The following is a 17,298-nucleotide window of genomic DNA, read 5'->3' as shown; positions in this document are numbered from 1 at the left end:
TCGAGGAGGTCACCGGCTTCTGCGGTGAGGGTGAGTGACGGGACTTGAACCCGCGACATCCTGGACCACAACCAGGTGCTCTACCAGCTGAGCTACACCCACCACGGCCTGTTTCCGGGAGATCAGTGACTTCCCCGACCGGCCGAGAAAAAGTGTACAGGGTCCGAAGGGGTGCTCGCGCACGCCTTTCCGCGCGGCCCCCCTGAGCCCCCTCGGCACCCCTACTGAGCAGGCAGGACGTACTTCGCCGCGATCTTCTTCGCGGTGTCGGAGTCGGGTCCCGGCTGCGGCACGAAGACGGCCTCGCGGTAGTAGCGCAGCTCCGCGATGGACTCGCGGATGTCGGCGAGCGCCCGGTGGTTGCCGTTCTTCTCGGGACTGTTGAAGTACGCCCGCGGGTACCAGCGGCGGGCCAGCTCCTTGATGCTGGACACGTCGACGATCCGGTAGTGCAGGTAGTTCTCCAGGGCCGGCATGTCGCGCAGCAGGAAGCCGCGGTCGGTGCCGACGGAGTTCCCGCACAGGGGCGCCTTGCCGGGCTCCTTGACGTGCTCCCTGACGTACGCGAGGACCCGCTGCTCGGCGTCCTCGAGCGTCGTGCCGTTCGGCAGCTCGTCGAGCAGCCCCGACGCGGTGTGCATCGCGCGCACCACCTCCGGCATCGTCTCCAGGGCCCGGTCCGGCGGGCGGATGACGATGTCGACGCCCTCGCCGAGCACGTTCAGCTCGGAGTCGGTGACGAGGGCGGCCACCTCGATGAGCGCGTCGTCCGACAGCGAGAGGCCGGTCATCTCGCAGTCGATCCACACCATGCGATCGTTCATGTGTCTCACCCTACGGTGCGTGACGCCGGGCGTTACCGGGTGGTGAAGCGGGGATTCCCCGGATCTGCCCGCACAGCGGTGAGGGCCGGAGGCACACGGCCTCCGGCCCTCCCGGCGGTCACCTCAGGGCGCGCCGCGCTGCCCCGGGACGCCCGGCGCCGACGCGGTCAGGGACGACCCCAGCGCGCCGGCCGCCGCCGTACGGCGCGACTGGTGCGGGACCCCGTCCGTCTGCAGCTGCTGCGGCATCGAGTGCCCCGTGGGCTCCGGCCGCCCGGACGGCATGCCCCCGCCCGGGGCGCCCTGCGCGGTCCCGGCGTCCTGGCCGCGCTCGGCCTGCGGACGCCGTGCCCGGTACGCGGCCCGGTAGGCGGCCGGGGACGAGCCGAGCTGGCGCCGGAAGTGGCCGCGCAGCGCGACCGGCGAGCGGAAGCCGCAGCGTCCCGCCACCTCGTCCACCGAGTAGTCCGACGTCTCCAGCAGGCGCTGCGCCTGGAGCACCCGCTGTGTGATCAGCCACTGCAGCGGCGCGCTGCCGGTCAGCGAGCGGAACCGGCGGTCGAAGGTGCGGCGGCTCATGTACGCACGGGCGGCGAGCGTCTCCACGTCGAACTGCTCGTGGAGGTGCTCCAGCGCCCAGGCGACGACCTCGGCGAGCGGGTCGGCGCCGATCTCCTCCGGTAAAGACCGGTCGAGATAGCGCTCCTGGCCGCCGCTGCGGCGCGGCGGGACCACCAGGCGGCGGGCGAGCGCGCCGGCCGCCTCGTTGCCGTGGTCCGTCCGCACGATGTGCAGACACAGGTCGATGCCGGCCGCGGTGCCCGCGGACGTCAGCACGTCGCCGTCGTCCACGAACAGCTCGCGTGGATCGACGTGCACCGACGGATAGCGCTTGGCCAGCGTCGGCGCGTACATCCAGTGGGTGGTCGCGGGACGGCCGTCCAGCAGGCCCGCCGCCGCGAGGACGAAGGCGCCGGTGCACAGCCCGACGATGCGGGCGCCCTCCTCGTGGGCCCGGCGCAGCGCGTCCAGGGCCTCCTCCGGTGGCGGGGAGGTGATCGATCGCCAGGCCGGCACCACGACGGTGCCCGCCCGGGATATCGCCTCCAGGCCGTGTGGCGCGGTGAGTTCCAGGCCCCCTGTGGTCCGCAGCGGGCCCTCTTCGCCGCCGCACACCAGCAGGCGGTAGCGCGGCACGCCGGCGTCCTGGCGGTCAACCCCGAACACCGACAGCGGTATGGAACTCTCGAAGATGGGGCCGCCGCTGAACAGCAGCACCGCGACGATCTCCTTGCGGCGGCGCCCGGAGAGTTTCCGGGCCGCGTTTTCCGGCGCGGCAGTGGAGTCGTGGCTCATCCTGCTAAGCCCCCCTCGGTGGTCGCGGCTCCTCGGTTGTGTCGCTCCTGCACGTTTCCCCTCGGTCCTGCACGAGTCCCCCGCCGTAAGACAGTCAAGATCGAATCTACTGTGTCCCGTCGCGCACCGGTGGCCAGTTCGGCACTCGGTGCATTGTCGACTTGGCAACTTGGCGTGAAGCATTCGATCACGAAGCGTTGCACTCGCGCGCCGTGCAGGGAAGTGCGCCTCGTCGCGGTGGCCAAAGCACGTAGGGTGCGCGGGGCCCGCGAGGTGCTTTCCGTGCAGGTGGAACGAGGGTTGGGGGGTGCTTGCGGCACGGGGTGCGCCAGAACCGGAAGTTGGCTGAAAAGAGACGAGCGGGGGCGCGGAAACCGGTCAACCGGCCGGTGTCTGTCCGGCGTTCCGCGGGGCGTGCGCCCGCGCGTGGGGAGGGGCGCCGACACGCCGGGCGTGGGGGTGGGCGCCGAGGCGCGGGGAGCGGGCGGGGGAGCCGAGACGCCGGGAGCGGCGGATCAGCAGGCGGGAGGCGGCGGTGACGGCCGCCAGACCGCACACCACGCCGGCCGCCGTGAGGAACGGCGCGCCGCGCCACAGCAGGGCCGCGGCGGCCGGCAGGCAGGCGAACGCGGCCCAGCGGAGGAGGTCGTCCTCCGGGGGCCGGTCGGGGGCGTGGGCGGGGCGGGGCATCGGGGCGCTTCCTGTCGGGGTGCGGTCCAACCATCCCAACGGGCGGGCCGTCCGTTGGTCACCGTGCGGGTTTCCCGAGACGGATGGTTCAGCTGTCAAGCGAATACCCCGCAAACCGCCTGTACAGGCCAGCAACCGTTGCGTCGTGGGCGGACCCTCGTGCATGCTCCGGGGAACCCGCCTCCCGGTTCGCGCGGGATCTGGGCCAAGGAGGCGTGCCGCCGTACCCTTGGGGGTATGGGGTGGGGAAGATACTTCCCGGACACAGCTCCGCCGCACACTGTCGTCCCCATCAAAGGATCACAACCCCGAGACAGCCATGGCCGGTCACGAATTCTTCGAACCCGCGGACCGCAAGCGGCCGGTCGCCGATCCGACGGCGTCCGAACCCCTGGCGGCGGAGGAATCACGCCATGCGTGCGACCCCGCCTTCCGGCACGGGGTGGTCGTCGGCTTCGACGGGTCCACGTCCAGCGAACGGGCCCTCGCGTACGCCATCGGCATGGCGCGGCGCTTCGGTTCCGGTCTGATCATCGTCCATGTCGCCAACCGGCTGCCCACCACGGTGTGGGCGGGCTGCGAGCCGCCGGTCTTCGTCGACGTCCCGGACCACCGCACGGAGGTGCTGGGGCTGGAGCTGGCCTGCGCGGACTATCTGGCCGAGGTGCCGTGGATCCTCGTCGAGCGGGGCGGGGACATCTGTCATGAACTCGAAGAGGTGGGGCGGGAGTACGCGGCCGATGCGATTGTCGTGGGTTCTACCCACGGGCTCGTGGGGCGGCTTTTCGGGTCGGTCGCGGGGAGGTTGGCGAAGCGGGCGCAGCGGCCTGTTGTCGTCATTCCATGACGTGGTGATGTGAGGCGGGCCCCCACGTGTTGGCTGGCAACACGTGGGGGCCCGTTCTCGTTCGTCGGCCGCTGCGGGGCAGTGGGGGCTGAGCGCGCAGTTCCCCGCGCCCCTTTACGGGGCGTCCTACTCGACCGTGACCGACTTGGCCAGGTTGCGGGGCTTGTCGATGTCGCGGCCGAGGGCCAGGGCCGTGTGGTAGGCGAGGAGCTGGAGGGGGATGCCCATGAGGATCGGGTCCAGCTCGTCCTCGTTCTTGGGGACCACGATCGTGTGGTCCGCCTTCTCCTGCTCCTGGTGCGCCACGGCGACGATCCGGCCGCTGCGGGCCTTGATCTCCTCCATGGCCGCGCGGTTCTTCTCCAGCAGGTCGTCGTCCGGGACGATCGCGACCGTCGGCAGGGCCGGCTCGATCAGGGCCAGCGGGCCGTGCTTCAGCTCGGAGGCCGGGTAGGCCTCGGCGTGGATGTAGGAGACCTCCTTGAGCTTCAGGGAGGCCTCGCGGGCCACCGGGTAGCCACGGACGCGGCCGATGAAGAGCATCGAGCGGGCCTCGGCGTACTCCAGCGCCAGCTTCTTGATCTCCTCCTCCTGGTCCAGGATCTCGGAGATCTGGGCGGGGAGGCGGCGCAGGCCCTCGATGATCCGCTTGCCGTCGCGGACGGAGAGGTCACGGGTGCGGCCCAGGTGCAGGGCGAGCAGCGCGAAGGCGACCGTGGTGTTGGTGAAGCACTTGGTGGAGACGACGCAGACCTCCGGGCCGGCATGCACGTAGACGCCGCCGTCCGCCTCGCGGGCGATCGCGGAGCCCACCACGTTGACCACGCCGAGGACCCGGGCGCCCTTGCGCTTCAGCTCCTGCACGGCGGCCAGCACGTCGTACGTCTCGCCGGACTGGGAGACCGCGACGTACAGGGTGTCGGGGTCGACGACCGCGTTGCGGTAGCGGAACTCGGAGGCAGGCTCGGCGTCGGCGGGGATGCGCGCGAGCTCCTCGATCATCTGCGCGCCGATCATGCCGGCGTGGTACGAGGTGCCGCAGCCGAGGATCTTCACACGGCGGATGCGGCGGGCCTCGCGGGCGTCCAGGTTCAGGCCGCCCAGGTGCACGGTGGAGAAGCGGTCGTCGATCCGGCCGCGCAGCACGCGGTCCACGGCCTCGGCCTGCTCGTGGATCTCCTTGTGCATGTACGTGTCGTGGCCGCCCATGTCGTAGGAGGCGGCCTCCCACTCCACGGTGGTGGGCTCGGCGGTGGTGCGCGTGCCCTCCGTGGTGTAGGTACGGAAGTCGTCGGCCTTGAGGGTGGCCATCTCGCCGTCGTCGAGGGTGACTATCTGGCGGGTGTGGGCGACCAGCGCGGCGATGTCCGAGGCGACGAACATCTCCTTCTCGCCGATGCCGAGGACGACCGGGGAGCCGTTGCGGGCGACGACGATGCGGTCCGGGAAGTCGGCGTGCAGCACGGCGATGCCGTAGGTGCCCTCGATCAGGCGGACCGTCTCGCGGACTTTGTCCTCCAGCTTCTCCGCCTGCGAACGGGCGATGAGGTGGACGAGGACCTCGGTGTCGGTCTCGGAGAGGAACTCGACGCCGTCCGCCTCCAGCTTGCGGCGCAGGTCGGCGGCGTTGTCGATGATGCCGTTGTGGACGACGGCGACCTTGCCCTCGGCGTCCAGGTGCGGGTGGGCGTTCACGTCGGACGGGGCGCCGTGGGTGGCCCAGCGGGTGTGGGCGATGCCGGTGGTGCCCTTGAAGCGCGCCGGGACCTTGGCCTCCAGGTCGCGCACCCGGCCCTTGGCCTTGACCGTCTTCAGGGTCCCCGTCTTCGGGGAGGTCACGGCGATGCCCGCCGAGTCGTAGCCGCGGTACTCCAGACGCTGGAGGCCCTCGAGCAGCAGGGGGGCGACCTCACGCCTGCCGATGTAACCGACGATTCCGCACATACAGGTATGTTCCTAGCCGTAGACGATGCGGCGCAGCTGCCGGAGCGAGAGCTCGGGCGGCGCCACCGCGCGGTATCTCAGGTCCGCCTCGATCCGTTGGAAGATCGTCGCGTTCACCAGGCCCTGGGCCTGGAGCTCGCGGTGGCGGCGACGGACGTACTCCTCGGTCGTCTCGTCGAAGTAGGCGAGCACGTCCTGGATCACACGCAGCGCCTCGCCCCGGCTGAGGGGCGTGGACCGCGTCAGATGATCGACAAGTTCGTCGTGCACCCGATGATCCTGGAGTACCGGCGGCCGTTTCGCAAGAAACGTGCCCGATTTCGGGCAGGCCGAGCCGGGTGGCCTTTACATGCGCTTCAGGACCGCCTGCTTGGCGAGGGTGAACTCCTCGTCGGTGAGCACCCCGGACCGGTGCAGCTCGCCCAGCTCCCGCAGCCGGCGCAGCAGCGCGTCGTGATCGTCCTCGGTCCGGCCGGGCGGCGCGGGCCGGCCGGCCTCGGGGGCGCGCGGGCCCTCCAGGGCAGGGGCGGCGGGGGCGGACGGGTGCGGCAGGCGGGCCTGCACGGCGGCGGCCACCAGCGCCATCAGCGGGTCCTTCTTGAAGCCCCACAGCTCCACCGCGTTCGGGTCGTACTTGGCCGGGACCTTGGCGGGGGCGTGCCGCACGAGGAAGCGCAGATGGCCGTTCTCGAGACCGGCCGCCGGCTGCCACTCCACGCCCTCCAGGTCCGCCACCGCCAGGGTGCGGGGGCCGGCGGCGGCCTTGGCGTCCTCCGTCTTCCAGTTCCACTCCAGCCGGATCCGCTCCCCGTCGAAGCTCACCGTGCCGTCCCCGGCGGACACGGACAGCGGCAGGGGCGGGCCGGGCAGCAGATAGCCGGTCACCGGCCCGGACGGAATCTGCTCCAGCAGCAGCGCGGTGCGGACCTCCTCCGTGAAGTACTCGGCGACGCCGTAGCGGTCGGACTCCACGACCAGCTGGTACGGGTCGTGCGGCTCGGTGAGGCGGCCGCCGGTCGCGTGCAGCAGGGGGTCGGCGCCGTCGCGCAGCCGCAGCCTGAGCCGCCCCGACTTCTTGCCCTGCTCCAGTGAGACGCCCGCCAACGCCTGGAGCGGCACGGCCAGTTCACCCAGCGTCCGGCGCAGCAGACCGACGTTCTTGTCCCGGCCGGGCGTCAGGCGCAGGGTCTCCCCGTCGAAGGTCCACGTCCCGTCCTTCTGGATGATTTCCGCCATGGGGGGATTGTTTCACCGGAACTGCGGGAGAGTGGTCTATACCCATCCCGGGTTCCCTTGCGGGGCCCGGGAGTTGAAGGGCTCTCCGTGAGCCCGGTCGAGGGGCTCCCCCGCGGAGCCCAGGAGTTGAGAAGGGAGCGCGTGTGAGACGGCAACGACGGCACCACGGAACGACTCCCCGCACCACCCGCCTGCTCGGGTCCCTGCTGCTCGTCGTGGCGGTGGGCGCCGCCACGGTCGCGGCGACCCCGGCCCGGGGCCCGGCCCCCCAGACCGCGCCGGGACGGTCGCCGGTCCCGCTGGACCGGGTGATCCCCGCCCCCGCGTCCGTGGAGCCCGGCGGACGTCCGTACCGCATCACCGAGAAGACCCGCATCCGCGTCGACGGCCCCCGCGAGGCCCGCAGGGTCGGCGAGTACCTCGCCGGCGTGCTGCGGCCCTCCACGGGCTATCCGCTGCCCGTCACCGACCGCGGCACGGGAGGCATCCGGCTGCGCATCGCCGAGGGCCCCTACGGCAGCGAGGGCTACCGGCTGCGCAGCGGCCCCTCCGGGATCACCCTGACCGCCGCGGAGCCCGCCGGGCTGTTCCACGGCGTGCAGACGCTGCGGCAGCTGCTGCCGGCGGACGTGGAGCGGCGGACCCGTCAGCCGGGGCCCTGGCCGGTGGCGGGCGGCACCGTCACCGACAGCCCGCGCTTCGGCTGGCGCGGCGCCATGCTCGACGTCTCCCGGCACTTCTTCTCCGTCGACGAGGTCAAGCGCTACATCGACCGGATCGCCCTCTACAAGATCAACAAACTGCATCTGCACCTGAGCGACGACCAGGGCTGGCGCATCGCCGTCGACTCCTGGCCGCGGCTCGCCGCCTACGGCGGCTCCACCGAGGTCGGCGGCGGCCCCGGCGGTCACTACACCAAGGACGACTACCGCGAGATCGTGCGGTACGCCGCCTCCCGGCACCTGGAGGTCGTCCCCGAGATCGACATGCCGGGCCACACCAACGCGGCCCTCGCCTCCTACGCCGAGCTGAACTGCGACGGCGTCGCGCCGCCGCTCTACACCGGCACCGAGGTCGGCTTCAGCTCGCTGTGCGTCGGCAAGGAGATCACGTACGACTTCGTCGAGGACGTGGTGCGGGAGATCGCCGCGCTCACGCCCGGCCGCTACCTCCACATCGGCGGCGACGAGGCGCACTCCACGCCGCACGAGGAGTACGTGGCGTTCATGGACCGGGTCCAGCCGGTCGTCGCCCGGTACGGCAAGACGGTGGTGGGCTGGCACCAGCTGACCGGGGCCGCCCCGGCGGACGGGGCGCTCGCCCAGTACTGGGGGCTCGACGGCACCAGCGCGGCGGAGAAGGCGCAGGTCGCGGAGGCCGCGCGGAACGGGACCGGGCTGATCCTGTCGCCGGCCGACCGGGCGTACCTGGACATGAAGTACGACGCGAACACCCCGCTGGGGCTGTCCTGGGCCGGGTACGTCGAGGTCCGGCGGTCCTACGACTGGGATCCGGGGGCGTACCTGGAGGGCGTGCCCGAGTCCGCCGTGCGCGGTGTCGAGGCGCCGCTGTGGACGGAGACGCTGGACGAGACGGGGGAGCTGGAGTTCATGGCGTTTCCGCGGCTGCCGGGGATCGCGGAGCTGGGGTGGTCCCCTGCGGGGACGCATGACTGGGAGTCGTATCGGCAACGGCTTGCGGGGCAGTCGCCCCGGTGGGAGGCGATGGGGGTGAATTACTACAGGTCGCCTCAGGTTTCGTGGCAGTGATCCGCCGTGGGGGCTGGGCGCGCAGTTCCCCGCGCCCCTGAGGGTGTCGCCCTGACGGCGTGACGAGGCCCCCGGAGGACCGTACTCCGGGGGCTCGTCCGTTCTGTGGGGTCAGAAGGCCGCCAGGGGGTTCTTCAGGGTGCCTATGAGCTGGAGGGCGCTCGAGGGGTCCGCCAGGTCGACCATCTGCTTGTTGTTGCGCAGCTGGAGGCGGTTCAGGCAGGACAGGGCGAACTCGGGGGCGAACATGTCGTAGCGGGCGAACTTGTCGGCCAGCTCCGGCACCGACGCCTGGTAGTCGCGGGTGACCTCCGCGACCGTCCGCCAGAAGCCGTCCTCGTCGAGGACGCCCTCCTCGGCGAGGATCGCCGCGAGGAAGCGGAAGAAGCAGTCGAAGACGTCCGTGAAGATCGACAGCAGCTTGGTGTCGTCCGGGACCTCGACGCGGATCCGGGACACCTCCGGCGGCAGCACCGCGTCCGGGTCCATCACCACGATCTCCTCGGCGATGTCCTTGTAGACGGCGCGCTTCACGGCGCCGTCCTCCAGGACCAGGATGACGTTCTCGCCGTGCGGCATGTACGCCAGGTCGTAGGCGTAGAAGCTGTGCAGCAGCGGGACGTAGTAGGCCCGCAGATAGCGCCGCAGCCACTCCGCCGGGGCGAGCCCGGAGCGCTCGATCAGGGCGGCCGCGAAGGACCGGCCCTCGTGGTCGACGTGGACCAGGGACGCCATGGTGGCGAGCGACTCGCCGTCCTCCAGGGACGCCACCGGGCTCTCCCGCCACAGCGCCGCCAGCATCTTCCGGTACGGCGAGTAGCGGTCGGTGGCCTGCTCGTACTCCAGGTGCCGGTAGCCCACGGCGGCCCGCTCGCGGATGACCGACAGCCCCGTGGACCGCAGCACCGGGTCGTTGTCGATCAGGCGGGCCAGCCAGTCGTTGATGGCCGGGGTGGCCTCCATGTACGCGGCGGACAGGCCCCGCATGAAGCCCATGTTGAGGACGGACAGGGCCGTCTTCACGTAGTGCTTCTCCGGGTGCGAGCGGTTGAAGAAGGTGCGGATGGACTGCTGCGCCAGGTACTCGTCGTCGCCCTCGCCCAGGCACACCAGGTGCCGGCGGGCCACCTCGGCGGCGAAGGTGACGGACAGCTTGTTCCACCACTGCCAGGGGTGGACGGGGATCAGCAGGTAGTCGGCGGGGTCCAGGTCCTGCGCGCGCAGGATGCCGTGGAACCGCTCGACGGCCCGGTCGCCCAGCTCCTGCCGGACGAAGGACTCGTAGTCGATGCCGACGCCCGCCGTGAACGCGGCCCGGGAGCGGTGGGCGGCCAGCCACACGAGCTTCACCGGGTTCGCGGCCTCCGGGGCGTACTGCCGGTACTCGTGGACGCCGAAGCCGAGCCGCCCGTTGTTGGCGACGAAGCAGGGGTGGCCCTCGGTCATGCCGGTCTCGATCGCCTGGAAGCCGGCGTCGACCAGCTCGGCGGAGGTGACCTGCGGCTTGGTCAGCTTGTAGCAGGTGCCGGAGAGGGTGGAGGAGATCTCCTCCAGGTACACCGGCAGGATCTCGTCGCTCAGCCCCAGGGACTTCTGCAGCTCGATGAAGAAGTCCAGCGCGGCGAGCTCCAGCTCGGCGCCGTCGCGGTGGCGGGTGATCGAGTCGGCGTCGACCTGCCAGTGGTCCAGGCCGCGCAGCGTGGCCGTGAACGTGTAACGGGTCTCGCCGTCGTCGCTGCGGACGACGTACCGGCCGTCACCGGCCGGCTCCGGCGTGACGAGCCGCTCGTGCGCGAACTCGGCGAGCGCCTTGCGGATCAGCAGACGGTTGGCCCGCGCCCAGCGGTGGGGGGACAGATGCGCCACGGCGTCGGACAGGGTCATGCGGATGCTCCTCGGGCGGCCTCGAACTGTTCGCGCGTGCAGAAGCTCAGCAGCGCGCGCTTCTCCGGCTTGTCGATCTCGCGCTCAGGCACGAAGCCCACGGCCTCGTTCAGGGCGTGCACGGCCTTGTTGCCGACGTCCGGCTCCACCACGACCCGGCGGGTGGCCGGGTCGGCGAACAGCTCCTCCATCACGGCGGTGATGACGGCGCGGGTGAAGCCGTGGACGGGGCGGTCGGTGGGGGCGACCAGGAAGTGCATGCCGACGTCACCCGGGAGCGGCTCGTAGAGCCCGACGAGTTCGACGTACCGGGGGTCGTACTTCTCCATCAGGAAGGCGGGTTCACCGTCGTGCAGGCCCAGGTAGGCGTGGTGGTGCTCGTGGGCGGCGATCCGCGCGTACTCGCGCTCGACGTCCCTGGGCGTCGCGTCCTGCATCATCCAGAACGCCGCCTTGGGGTGCGTCACCCAGCGGTGCAGCAGCTCCGCGTCCTTCTCCGGGTCGAGCGGGCGGACGGTGAACGGACCGATGGTGCTCATACGGCGAACTCCTGGAAGGCGATGCTCTTCTCGACCGGGTAGTACTCGGCGCCCAGCAGCTCGCGGATGATGGACGCGTTGCGGTACGGGCCCATGCCCAGGTCGGGGCTGGTGACGCTGTGCGTGTGGACGCCCGCGTTCTGCAGGAACACGCCGCGCCCGGTGACGTCGATCGCGTAGTTGCGGGCGACGTCGAAGCGGCCGTGCCCGTCGAGGCGCAGCCGGTCGCGCACCGGTTCCAGGAAGGCGGGCTGCTCGTAGTGGTACCCGGTGGCCAGCACCAGGCCTTCGGTGGCGATCTCGAAGTCCTTGCCCTGCTCGTCCTGGCGGAAGCCGAGCGTGTACGTGCCGTCCTGGTACCGGGCGGTGGTGAGGGAGGAGTTGGTGAGCAGCCGGGTGGGCACGCCGCGGCCGCCGCTCTCCACGTTCTTCTGGTACAGCAGGTCGAAGATCGCGTCGATCAGGTCCGCGTTGATGCCCTTGAAGAGGCCCTTCTGCTGCTTCTCCAGCCGGTAGCGGGTGTCCTCGGGCAGCGCGCGGAAGTAGTCGATGTAGTCCGGGGACGTCATCTCCAGGGTCAGCTTGGTGTACTCCAGCGGGAAGAACCGCGGGGAGCGCGTGACCCAGTTGAGCTGGTAGCCGTGGGCGTCGATCCCGGAGAGCAGCTCGTAGTAGATCTCGGCGGCGCTCTGTCCGCTGCCCACGATCGTGACCGACTTCTTCTTCAGCAGCTCCGCCTTGCGGTGCGTGTACTGCGCCGTGTGGATGAGGTCGCCCTCCAGGCCGCGGCACGCCTCGGGCACGAACGGCACGGTGCCGGTGCCCAGCACCAGGTGCCGGCCGCGGTACGTGGCGCCGGTGGACGTGGCCACGACGTACACCTCGGCGGCCTCGTCCCACGTGACCTCGGTGACCGTGGTGCCGAACCGGATGCTGCCCAGCCGCGCGGCGGCCCAGCGGCAGTAGTCGTCGTACTCGACGCGCAGCGGGTAGAAGTTCTCCCGGATGTAGAACGAGTACAGCCGGCCCTTCTCCTTCAGGTAGTTGAGGAAGGAGAAGGGGGAGGTCGGGTCGGCGAGGGTGACCAGGTCCGACATGAACGGCGTCTGGAGGTGCGCGCCGTCGAGGAACATCCCGGCGTGCCACTCGAAGTCCGGCTTGGACTCCAGGAAGACGCCGGAGAGTTCGTCGATGGGCTCGGTCAGGCAGGCCAGCCCCAGGTTGAACGGGCCCAGCCCGATGCCCACGAAGTCGTAGGCCGGTTCCGTGGTGTCAGCAAGCGCGGTCAAGGGACTCTCCCAGGTACTGCTCGGCGTGGCCGGCGATCAGGTCGAGGACGGCCGTGATGTCGGCCGTCGTGGTCTCGGGGTTGAGCAGGGTGAACTTCAGGTAGTGGCGCCCGGACACCTTGGTGCCCGCGACCACCGCGTCGCCGGAGGCGAACAGGGCCTTGCGGGCGTACAGGTTGGCGCGGTCGATCTCGGCGGGGTCGGTGACGGCGGCCGGCACGTAGCGGAACACCAGGGTCGAGAGGCTGGGCTCGACCACCACGTCGAAGCGGGGGTCGGCGGCCAGCAGCTTCCAGCCTTCGGCGGCGAGGTCGCACACCTCGTCGAAGAGCGCGCCGATGCCGTCGGCGCCCATCACGCGCAGGGTCATCCACAGCTTCAGCGCGTCGAAGCGGCGGGTGGTCTGCAGCGACTTGTCGACCTGGTTGGGGATGCGCTCGGTCACCATGCGGCGCGGGTTGAGGTACTCCGCGTGGTAGGTGGCGTGCCGCAGCGTGGCCGCGTCGCGCACCAGCACGGCCGAGGAACTGACCGGCTGGAAGAAGGACTTGTGGTAGTCGACGGTGACCGAGTCGGCGCGCTCGATGCCGTCGATGCGGTGCCGGTACTTCAGCGAGGCGAGCAGTCCGCAGCCGTAGGCGGCGTCCACGTGCATCCAGGCGCCGTACTGCTCGCACAGGCCGGCGATCTCCGGCAGCGGGTCGATGGAGCCGAAGTCGGTGGTGCCGGCGGTGGCGACGACCGCCATCGGGATCAGCCCCGCCTCCGCGCAGCGCTCCAGCTCGTGGGCGAGGGCGACGGTCTGCATCCGCTTGTCGTGGTCGACGGGGATCACCACCACGGCGTCGGGGCCGAGGCCGAGCAGCTTCGCGGACTTCTGCACGCTGAAGTGGCTGACCTCGGAGGCGAAGACGCGCAGCCTCCCCAGATCCTGGGTCTTGGTCTCCTCCCGGGCCAGGAGCAGCGCCTGGAGGTTGGACTGGGTGCCGCCGGAGGTGAACACGCCGTCGGCGGCGGGGCCGAGGCCGATGCGGGCGGCCGTCCAGTCGACGAGCTTCCGCTCGATCAGGGTGCCGCCTGCCGACTGGTCCCAGGTGTCCAGGGAGGAGTTGACGGCGGAGAGCACCGCCTCGCCGAGCACGGCCGGGATGACGACCGGGCAGTTGAGGTGGGCGAGGTAGCGGGGGTGGTGGAAGTAGACCGCGTCCCTGAGGTAGACGTCCTCCAGCTCGTCCAGCACCGCGGTGGTGTCGCCCAGCGGCCGGTCGAGGTCGATCGCGTCGATGCGCGGGGCGAGGTCGTCGGCCGTGACGCCGGTGAACGGCCGGTCGGTGGCGGCGAGTTTGGCGGCCACCCGCTCGACTCCTTCGGTCACGGAGCGTCGGTAGTGCTCCGTGGTGGTGTCGTTGAGCAGGTGCGAGCGCATGTGGGGGTCCTCCGGTGGGGACGGTCCGGTGCGGGGAGAGGTCCAGTGCGGTTGAACTTAGGTTAGCCTAACCAAACCTTTTCGGGGGTAGTCCCGTTTCGGCCGTGACCGTCGTCACGTCCTCGAAGGGGTGCCGCGAAGCCTCAACTCACCTGCGGCTCACGCCTGTTCGCGGAGCTGTTCCTCTGTCAGACCGCGCCGCCAGTAACCCACGAACGTCACCCGTCGGCGATCGACGCCACGCTCCTGGACGAAGTGGCGGCGTACCTGCTTCACCTGGCCGGACTCCCCGGCGATCCACACGTAGGCGCGCTCGGGGGAGGGGAGGACGGCCCGCCGGACGGCGTCCAGGGACGGCGGGGCCTCCGGGGCGGCGGCGCCCTCCCGCACGCACCAGGTGACGTCCGCGTCCGCCGCGGTCGGCAGCTCCTGGACGTCCCCGGCGTGCGGCACCTCCACCCAGACCCGGGCGCGGGTGCCTGCCGGAAGGGTCTCCAGGACGGCGGCCGCGGCGGGCAGGGCGGTCTCGTCCGCCCACATCAGCACCGTGGCGGTGTCCTCGGGCGGGCGGAAGCGGATCGCGCGGTTGTCGGCGATCGCGGGGCCGAGCAGCAGCACCCGGTCGCCCACGGCGGCGCGGGCGGCCCAGCGGGACGCCGGACCGGCCGCGGCGGACGGGCCCGCCTCCGCGCCGACGCCGTGCAGCACGAAGTCGACGTCGATCTCGGCGGTCCGTCCCAGTGCGTCCGCGCGCAGCGCCCGCAGCGTGTACGAGCGCATCACCGCCCGTACGTCGTCGGGCAGTTCACGCCAGCCCTGCCACCACCCGTCGCCCAGCTCCAGCGGCACGACCGGCGCGTCCTGCCCGGGGTGGGGCAGGAACAGCGACAGGGACTGGTCGCGTCCGTCGGAGCGGAAGTCGCTCAGCTCCGGCCCGGTGAAGGTGACCCGGACCAGCGACGGGCCGAGCCGCCGCGTCCCGGCGACCTGAAGGGCGAAGAAGCGGAACGGGGCGGCCACGGCAGTCGTCACCAGGAGCTCCTGCGGGTCGAGGGGGTGGCTGGACCTTGCGAGGGGGGCCTTGCGAGAGGTGTCAGCTGACCTTCTTGGCCTTCTCGATGGCCTCGGCGAGCGCCTCCACGGGCGCCACGCACTTGTCGTAGGACAGGATCGGCTCGGTGGAGCGGGCGATGATCTGGCCGGCCTTGACGGCGGGCAGCTGCTTCCAGGTCGCCTCGGTGATGTCGGCGGGCTGGATGGCCGAGCTGCGGTCGTCCATCATGATCACGTCGGCCTTGTGCTTGTCGACGTTCTCCCAGCTCAGGCTCTCGAACCAGCCGCCGGTGGCCTTCTTGGCGGCCTCCGTCGGCTCCACGAAGTTCACGCCGAGGGCCTTGAAGTACTCCAGGTCGATCGAGAGGTTGCTGCCCGAGACGTAGAACAGCTCGGGGCTCGCGGAGCCGACCAGCACCTTGATCTCGGGCTTGGCCTTGGCGGCCTTGCGCAGCCGCTCCGAGGCCGCCTCGAACCGCTTCTTGGCCTCGGTGACCTTCGCGGCCGTCATGTCGGCGCCGAGCGACTCGGCCAGCTCCCACATCCGCTGGAGCGGGCCGGTGAGCTGACGGTCGAACACGGAGATGCCGACGCTGGGCGCGAGCTTGGCGATCTTGTCCTTGGACGCCTCGGGGACGTACCAGAGGGTGCCGGCGTCGTCGAACATCGTGGAGATCAGGACGTCGGGCGCGAGGGCCGCGTACTTCTCGACGTTGAACTGGTCCCAGACGTTGCCCAGGACCGTCACCTTGCTGACGTCCATGTCGCCGGCCTGGACGTCGGCCTTGCCGTCCTTGGTCGTGGTCGGGCCGAACACGCCCTTGACCTCGATGCCGTAGTCGTACAGCGCGGCGGCCACGCCCGTGAACGCGACGATGTTCCTGGGCGCCTCGTCGAGCTTCACCGTGGTGCCGCGGTCGTCCTTGAAGGACCAGGGGCCGGTCTTGGCGGAGCCCTTCGTGTCCGCGCCGCCGTCCTTCGCGCCGTCGTCCCCGCAGGCGGTGAGCACGGCGCCGAGTCCGAGGGCGCCACCGGCGGCGAGCAGCCCGCGACGGGTGAGGCGGGCGGTTCTGGCGTTCGACATGGAAGGGTCTGCTTTCGTGCGTACGGGACGAGGTACAAACAGCGTTAGGTTAGCCTAACCAAACGATCTGTCCAGGGGGCGTTCGGGTCCCATCCCCGGGAAACGCCGGTCCCGTACCGTGATTCGGATCACTCGACCCTGACGAAGCGGCCCGCGCCGGGCGGCGCGGGCCGTTCGTCACCGCGGGCGTGCTCAGCCCGTCAGGCCCAACTCCCGGGCGATGAGCATCCGCTGGACCTCGCTGGTGCCCTCGCCGATCTCCAGGATCTTGGAGTCGCGCCACATCCGGGCCACCGGGTACTCGTTCATGAAGCCGTAGCCGCCGTGGATCTGCGTCGCGTCGCGGGCGTTGTCCACGGCCACCGTGGAGGAGTACAGCTTGGCCAGCGCCGCCTCCTTCTTGAAGGGCTCGCCCGCCACCAGCCGGCTCGCCGCGTCCCGCCACGCCAGACGCGCCGTGTGCGCCTTCATCTCCATGTCCGCGATCTTGAACTGGATCGCCTGGTTGGCGCCGATCGGACGCCCGAACGCGTGCCGCTCCTTGGCGTACTTCACCGACTCGTCCACACAGCCCTGCGCGAGCCCCGTGGCGAGCGCCGCGATGGCGATACGGCCCTCGTCGAGGATGCGCAGGAACTGGGCGTAGCCGCGGCCCTCCGCGCCCAGCAGGTTGGCCGCCGGGACGCGCACGTCCTGGAAGGACAGCTCCCGGGTGTCCGAGGCGTTCCAGCCGACCTTGGAGTACGGCGCCGCGACCGTGAAACCGGGGGTGCCGGCGGGGACGATGATCGACGAGATCTCCGGCCTGCCGTCGGGCTTGCGGCCGGTGACGGCGGTGACCGTCACCAGACCGGTGATGTCCGTGCCGGAGTTGGTGATGAAGCACTTGGTGCCGTTGATCACCCACTCGCCCGTCGCCTCGTCCAGACGGGCCGTCGTGCGGGTCGCGCCCGCGTCGCTGCCGCCGTCCGGCTCGGTCAGCCCGAAGGCGCCGAGTATCTCGCCCGAGCACAGCCGGGGCAGCCACTCACGCTTCTGCTCCTCCGTGCCGAACAGGTGCAGCGGCATGGCGCCCAGCGAGACGCCCGCCTCCAGGGTGATGGCCACCGAGGAGTCCACCCGGGCCAGTTCCTCCAGCGCCACGCCGAGCGCGAAGTAGTCGCCGCCCATGCCGCCGTACTCCTCCGGGAACGGCAGGCCGAACAGGCCCATGCGGCCCATCTCCCGCACGATCTCGTACGGGAACTCGTGCCGCTCGTAGAAGTCGCCGATCTTCGGCGCCACCACGTCGTGCGCGAACTCCTCGACCGTGCGGCGGAGTTCCTCGAGTTCGGGGGAGAGCTTGTGGTCCATGTCG

At 71.0% G+C, this 17,298-nt stretch carries 15 protein-coding genes and 1 tRNA gene; 2 read left to right on the top strand and 14 right to left on the bottom strand.

Translation table 11 applies throughout. From position 1 onward, the window contains the following. Positions 1-29: 29 nt before the first annotated feature. The 4 genes from ACP7TJ_RS11555 to ACP7TJ_RS11540 all read right to left on the bottom strand — a co-directional run bounded on the left by ACP7TJ_RS11555 (position 30) and on the right by ACP7TJ_RS11540 (position 2,870). A tRNA-His gene (locus ACP7TJ_RS11555) sits at positions 30-102 on the bottom strand. Between the two features lie 119 nt (positions 103-221). Next, complete coding sequence (gene orn / locus ACP7TJ_RS11550; RefSeq protein WP_093767206.1) at positions 222-824, bottom strand: oligoribonuclease; 603 nt, start codon at positions 822-824, stop codon at positions 222-224. A gap of 123 nt (positions 825-947) precedes the next feature. Beyond that, positions 948-2,180: a helix-turn-helix domain-containing protein gene (locus ACP7TJ_RS11545; protein WP_093767207.1), complete on the bottom strand. Its 1,233-nt coding sequence runs from the start codon at positions 2,178-2,180 to the stop codon at positions 948-950. 378 nt (positions 2,181-2,558) lie between these two features. After that, complete coding sequence (locus tag ACP7TJ_RS11540) at positions 2,559-2,870, bottom strand: hypothetical protein (RefSeq protein WP_367546735.1); 312 nt, start codon at positions 2,868-2,870, stop codon at positions 2,559-2,561. Positions 2,871-3,189: 319 nt separating this feature from the next. Here ACP7TJ_RS11540 and ACP7TJ_RS11535 point away from each other — a divergent pair, with 319 nt between their 5' ends. Beyond that, a complete protein-coding gene (locus ACP7TJ_RS11535; RefSeq protein WP_093767209.1) occupies positions 3,190-3,717 on the top strand; it encodes a universal stress protein in 528 nt (175 codons plus the stop codon). Positions 3,718-3,843: 126 nt separating this feature from the next. Here ACP7TJ_RS11535 and glmS read toward each other — a convergent pair whose 3' ends face one another. The 3 genes from glmS to ACP7TJ_RS11520 form a co-directional block, all read right to left on the bottom strand. Further along, complete coding sequence (gene glmS, locus ACP7TJ_RS11530) at positions 3,844-5,661, bottom strand: glutamine--fructose-6-phosphate transaminase (isomerizing) (protein ID WP_093767210.1); 1,818 nt, start codon at positions 5,659-5,661, stop codon at positions 3,844-3,846. 12 nt (positions 5,662-5,673) lie between these two features. Then, positions 5,674-5,931, bottom strand: coding sequence for a hypothetical protein (locus ACP7TJ_RS11525; RefSeq protein WP_006131553.1), 258 nt, complete (start codon positions 5,929-5,931; stop codon positions 5,674-5,676). Between the two features lie 75 nt (positions 5,932-6,006). Next, positions 6,007-6,897 carry a DUF4429 domain-containing protein gene (locus tag ACP7TJ_RS11520; RefSeq protein ID WP_093767211.1) on the bottom strand — a complete coding sequence of 297 codons (891 nt, stop codon included), beginning with the start codon at positions 6,895-6,897 and terminating at the stop codon, positions 6,007-6,009. Positions 6,898-7,040: 143 nt separating this feature from the next. On the opposite strand from ACP7TJ_RS11520, the gene ACP7TJ_RS11515 reads away from it, so the two are divergent. Continuing rightward, positions 7,041-8,666 (top strand): beta-N-acetylhexosaminidase, encoded by a 1,626-nt coding sequence (locus tag ACP7TJ_RS11515; RefSeq protein WP_427763041.1) that lies wholly within the window; start codon positions 7,041-7,043, stop codon positions 8,664-8,666. A gap of 111 nt (positions 8,667-8,777) precedes the next feature. On the opposite strand, the gene ACP7TJ_RS11510 is transcribed toward ACP7TJ_RS11515, so the two are convergent. The 7 genes from ACP7TJ_RS11510 to ACP7TJ_RS11480 form a co-directional block, all read right to left on the bottom strand. Next, positions 8,778-10,550: an IucA/IucC family protein gene (locus ACP7TJ_RS11510; RefSeq protein WP_427763039.1), complete on the bottom strand. Its 1,773-nt coding sequence runs from the start codon at positions 10,548-10,550 to the stop codon at positions 8,778-8,780. After that, the gene (locus tag ACP7TJ_RS11505; protein WP_189909874.1) at positions 10,547-11,089 is read right to left on the bottom strand and encodes a GNAT family N-acetyltransferase; all 543 of its coding nucleotides are present in this window, start codon (positions 11,087-11,089) and stop codon (positions 10,547-10,549) included. Before ACP7TJ_RS11505 ends, ACP7TJ_RS11510 begins: the two co-directional genes overlap by 4 nt. After that, positions 11,086-12,378 (bottom strand): lysine N(6)-hydroxylase/L-ornithine N(5)-oxygenase family protein, encoded by a 1,293-nt coding sequence (locus ACP7TJ_RS11500; protein ID WP_093767215.1) that lies wholly within the window; start codon positions 12,376-12,378, stop codon positions 11,086-11,088. The genes ACP7TJ_RS11505 and ACP7TJ_RS11500 overlap by 4 nt, the downstream gene beginning before the upstream one ends. Next, entirely contained in the window at positions 12,362-13,804 is a 1,443-nt protein-coding gene (gene desA / locus ACP7TJ_RS11495; RefSeq protein WP_189909871.1) for a lysine decarboxylase DesA, read from the bottom strand. Before desA ends, ACP7TJ_RS11500 begins: the two co-directional genes overlap by 17 nt. Before the next feature lie 159 nt (positions 13,805-13,963). Next, positions 13,964-14,836: a siderophore-interacting protein gene (locus ACP7TJ_RS11490; RefSeq protein ID WP_367460303.1), complete on the bottom strand. Its 873-nt coding sequence runs from the start codon at positions 14,834-14,836 to the stop codon at positions 13,964-13,966. Between the two features lie 61 nt (positions 14,837-14,897). Then, a complete protein-coding gene (locus tag ACP7TJ_RS11485) occupies positions 14,898-15,941 on the bottom strand; it encodes an ABC transporter substrate-binding protein (protein WP_266397371.1) in 1,044 nt (347 codons plus the stop codon). 192 nt (positions 15,942-16,133) lie between these two features. Continuing rightward, positions 16,134-17,294 (bottom strand): acyl-CoA dehydrogenase family protein, encoded by a 1,161-nt coding sequence (locus ACP7TJ_RS11480; protein WP_093767219.1) that lies wholly within the window; start codon positions 17,292-17,294, stop codon positions 16,134-16,136. Positions 17,295-17,298: the final 4 nt, after the last annotated feature.

The sequence above is a fragment of the Streptomyces sp. DSM 41931 genome (assembly GCF_050271085.1).
Lineage (GTDB): Bacteria > Actinomycetota > Actinomycetes > Streptomycetales > Streptomycetaceae > Streptomyces > Streptomyces albogriseolus.
Note: the sequence above shows the minus strand (reverse complement) of the source record. Positions and strands in the feature narration are given on the sequence as shown.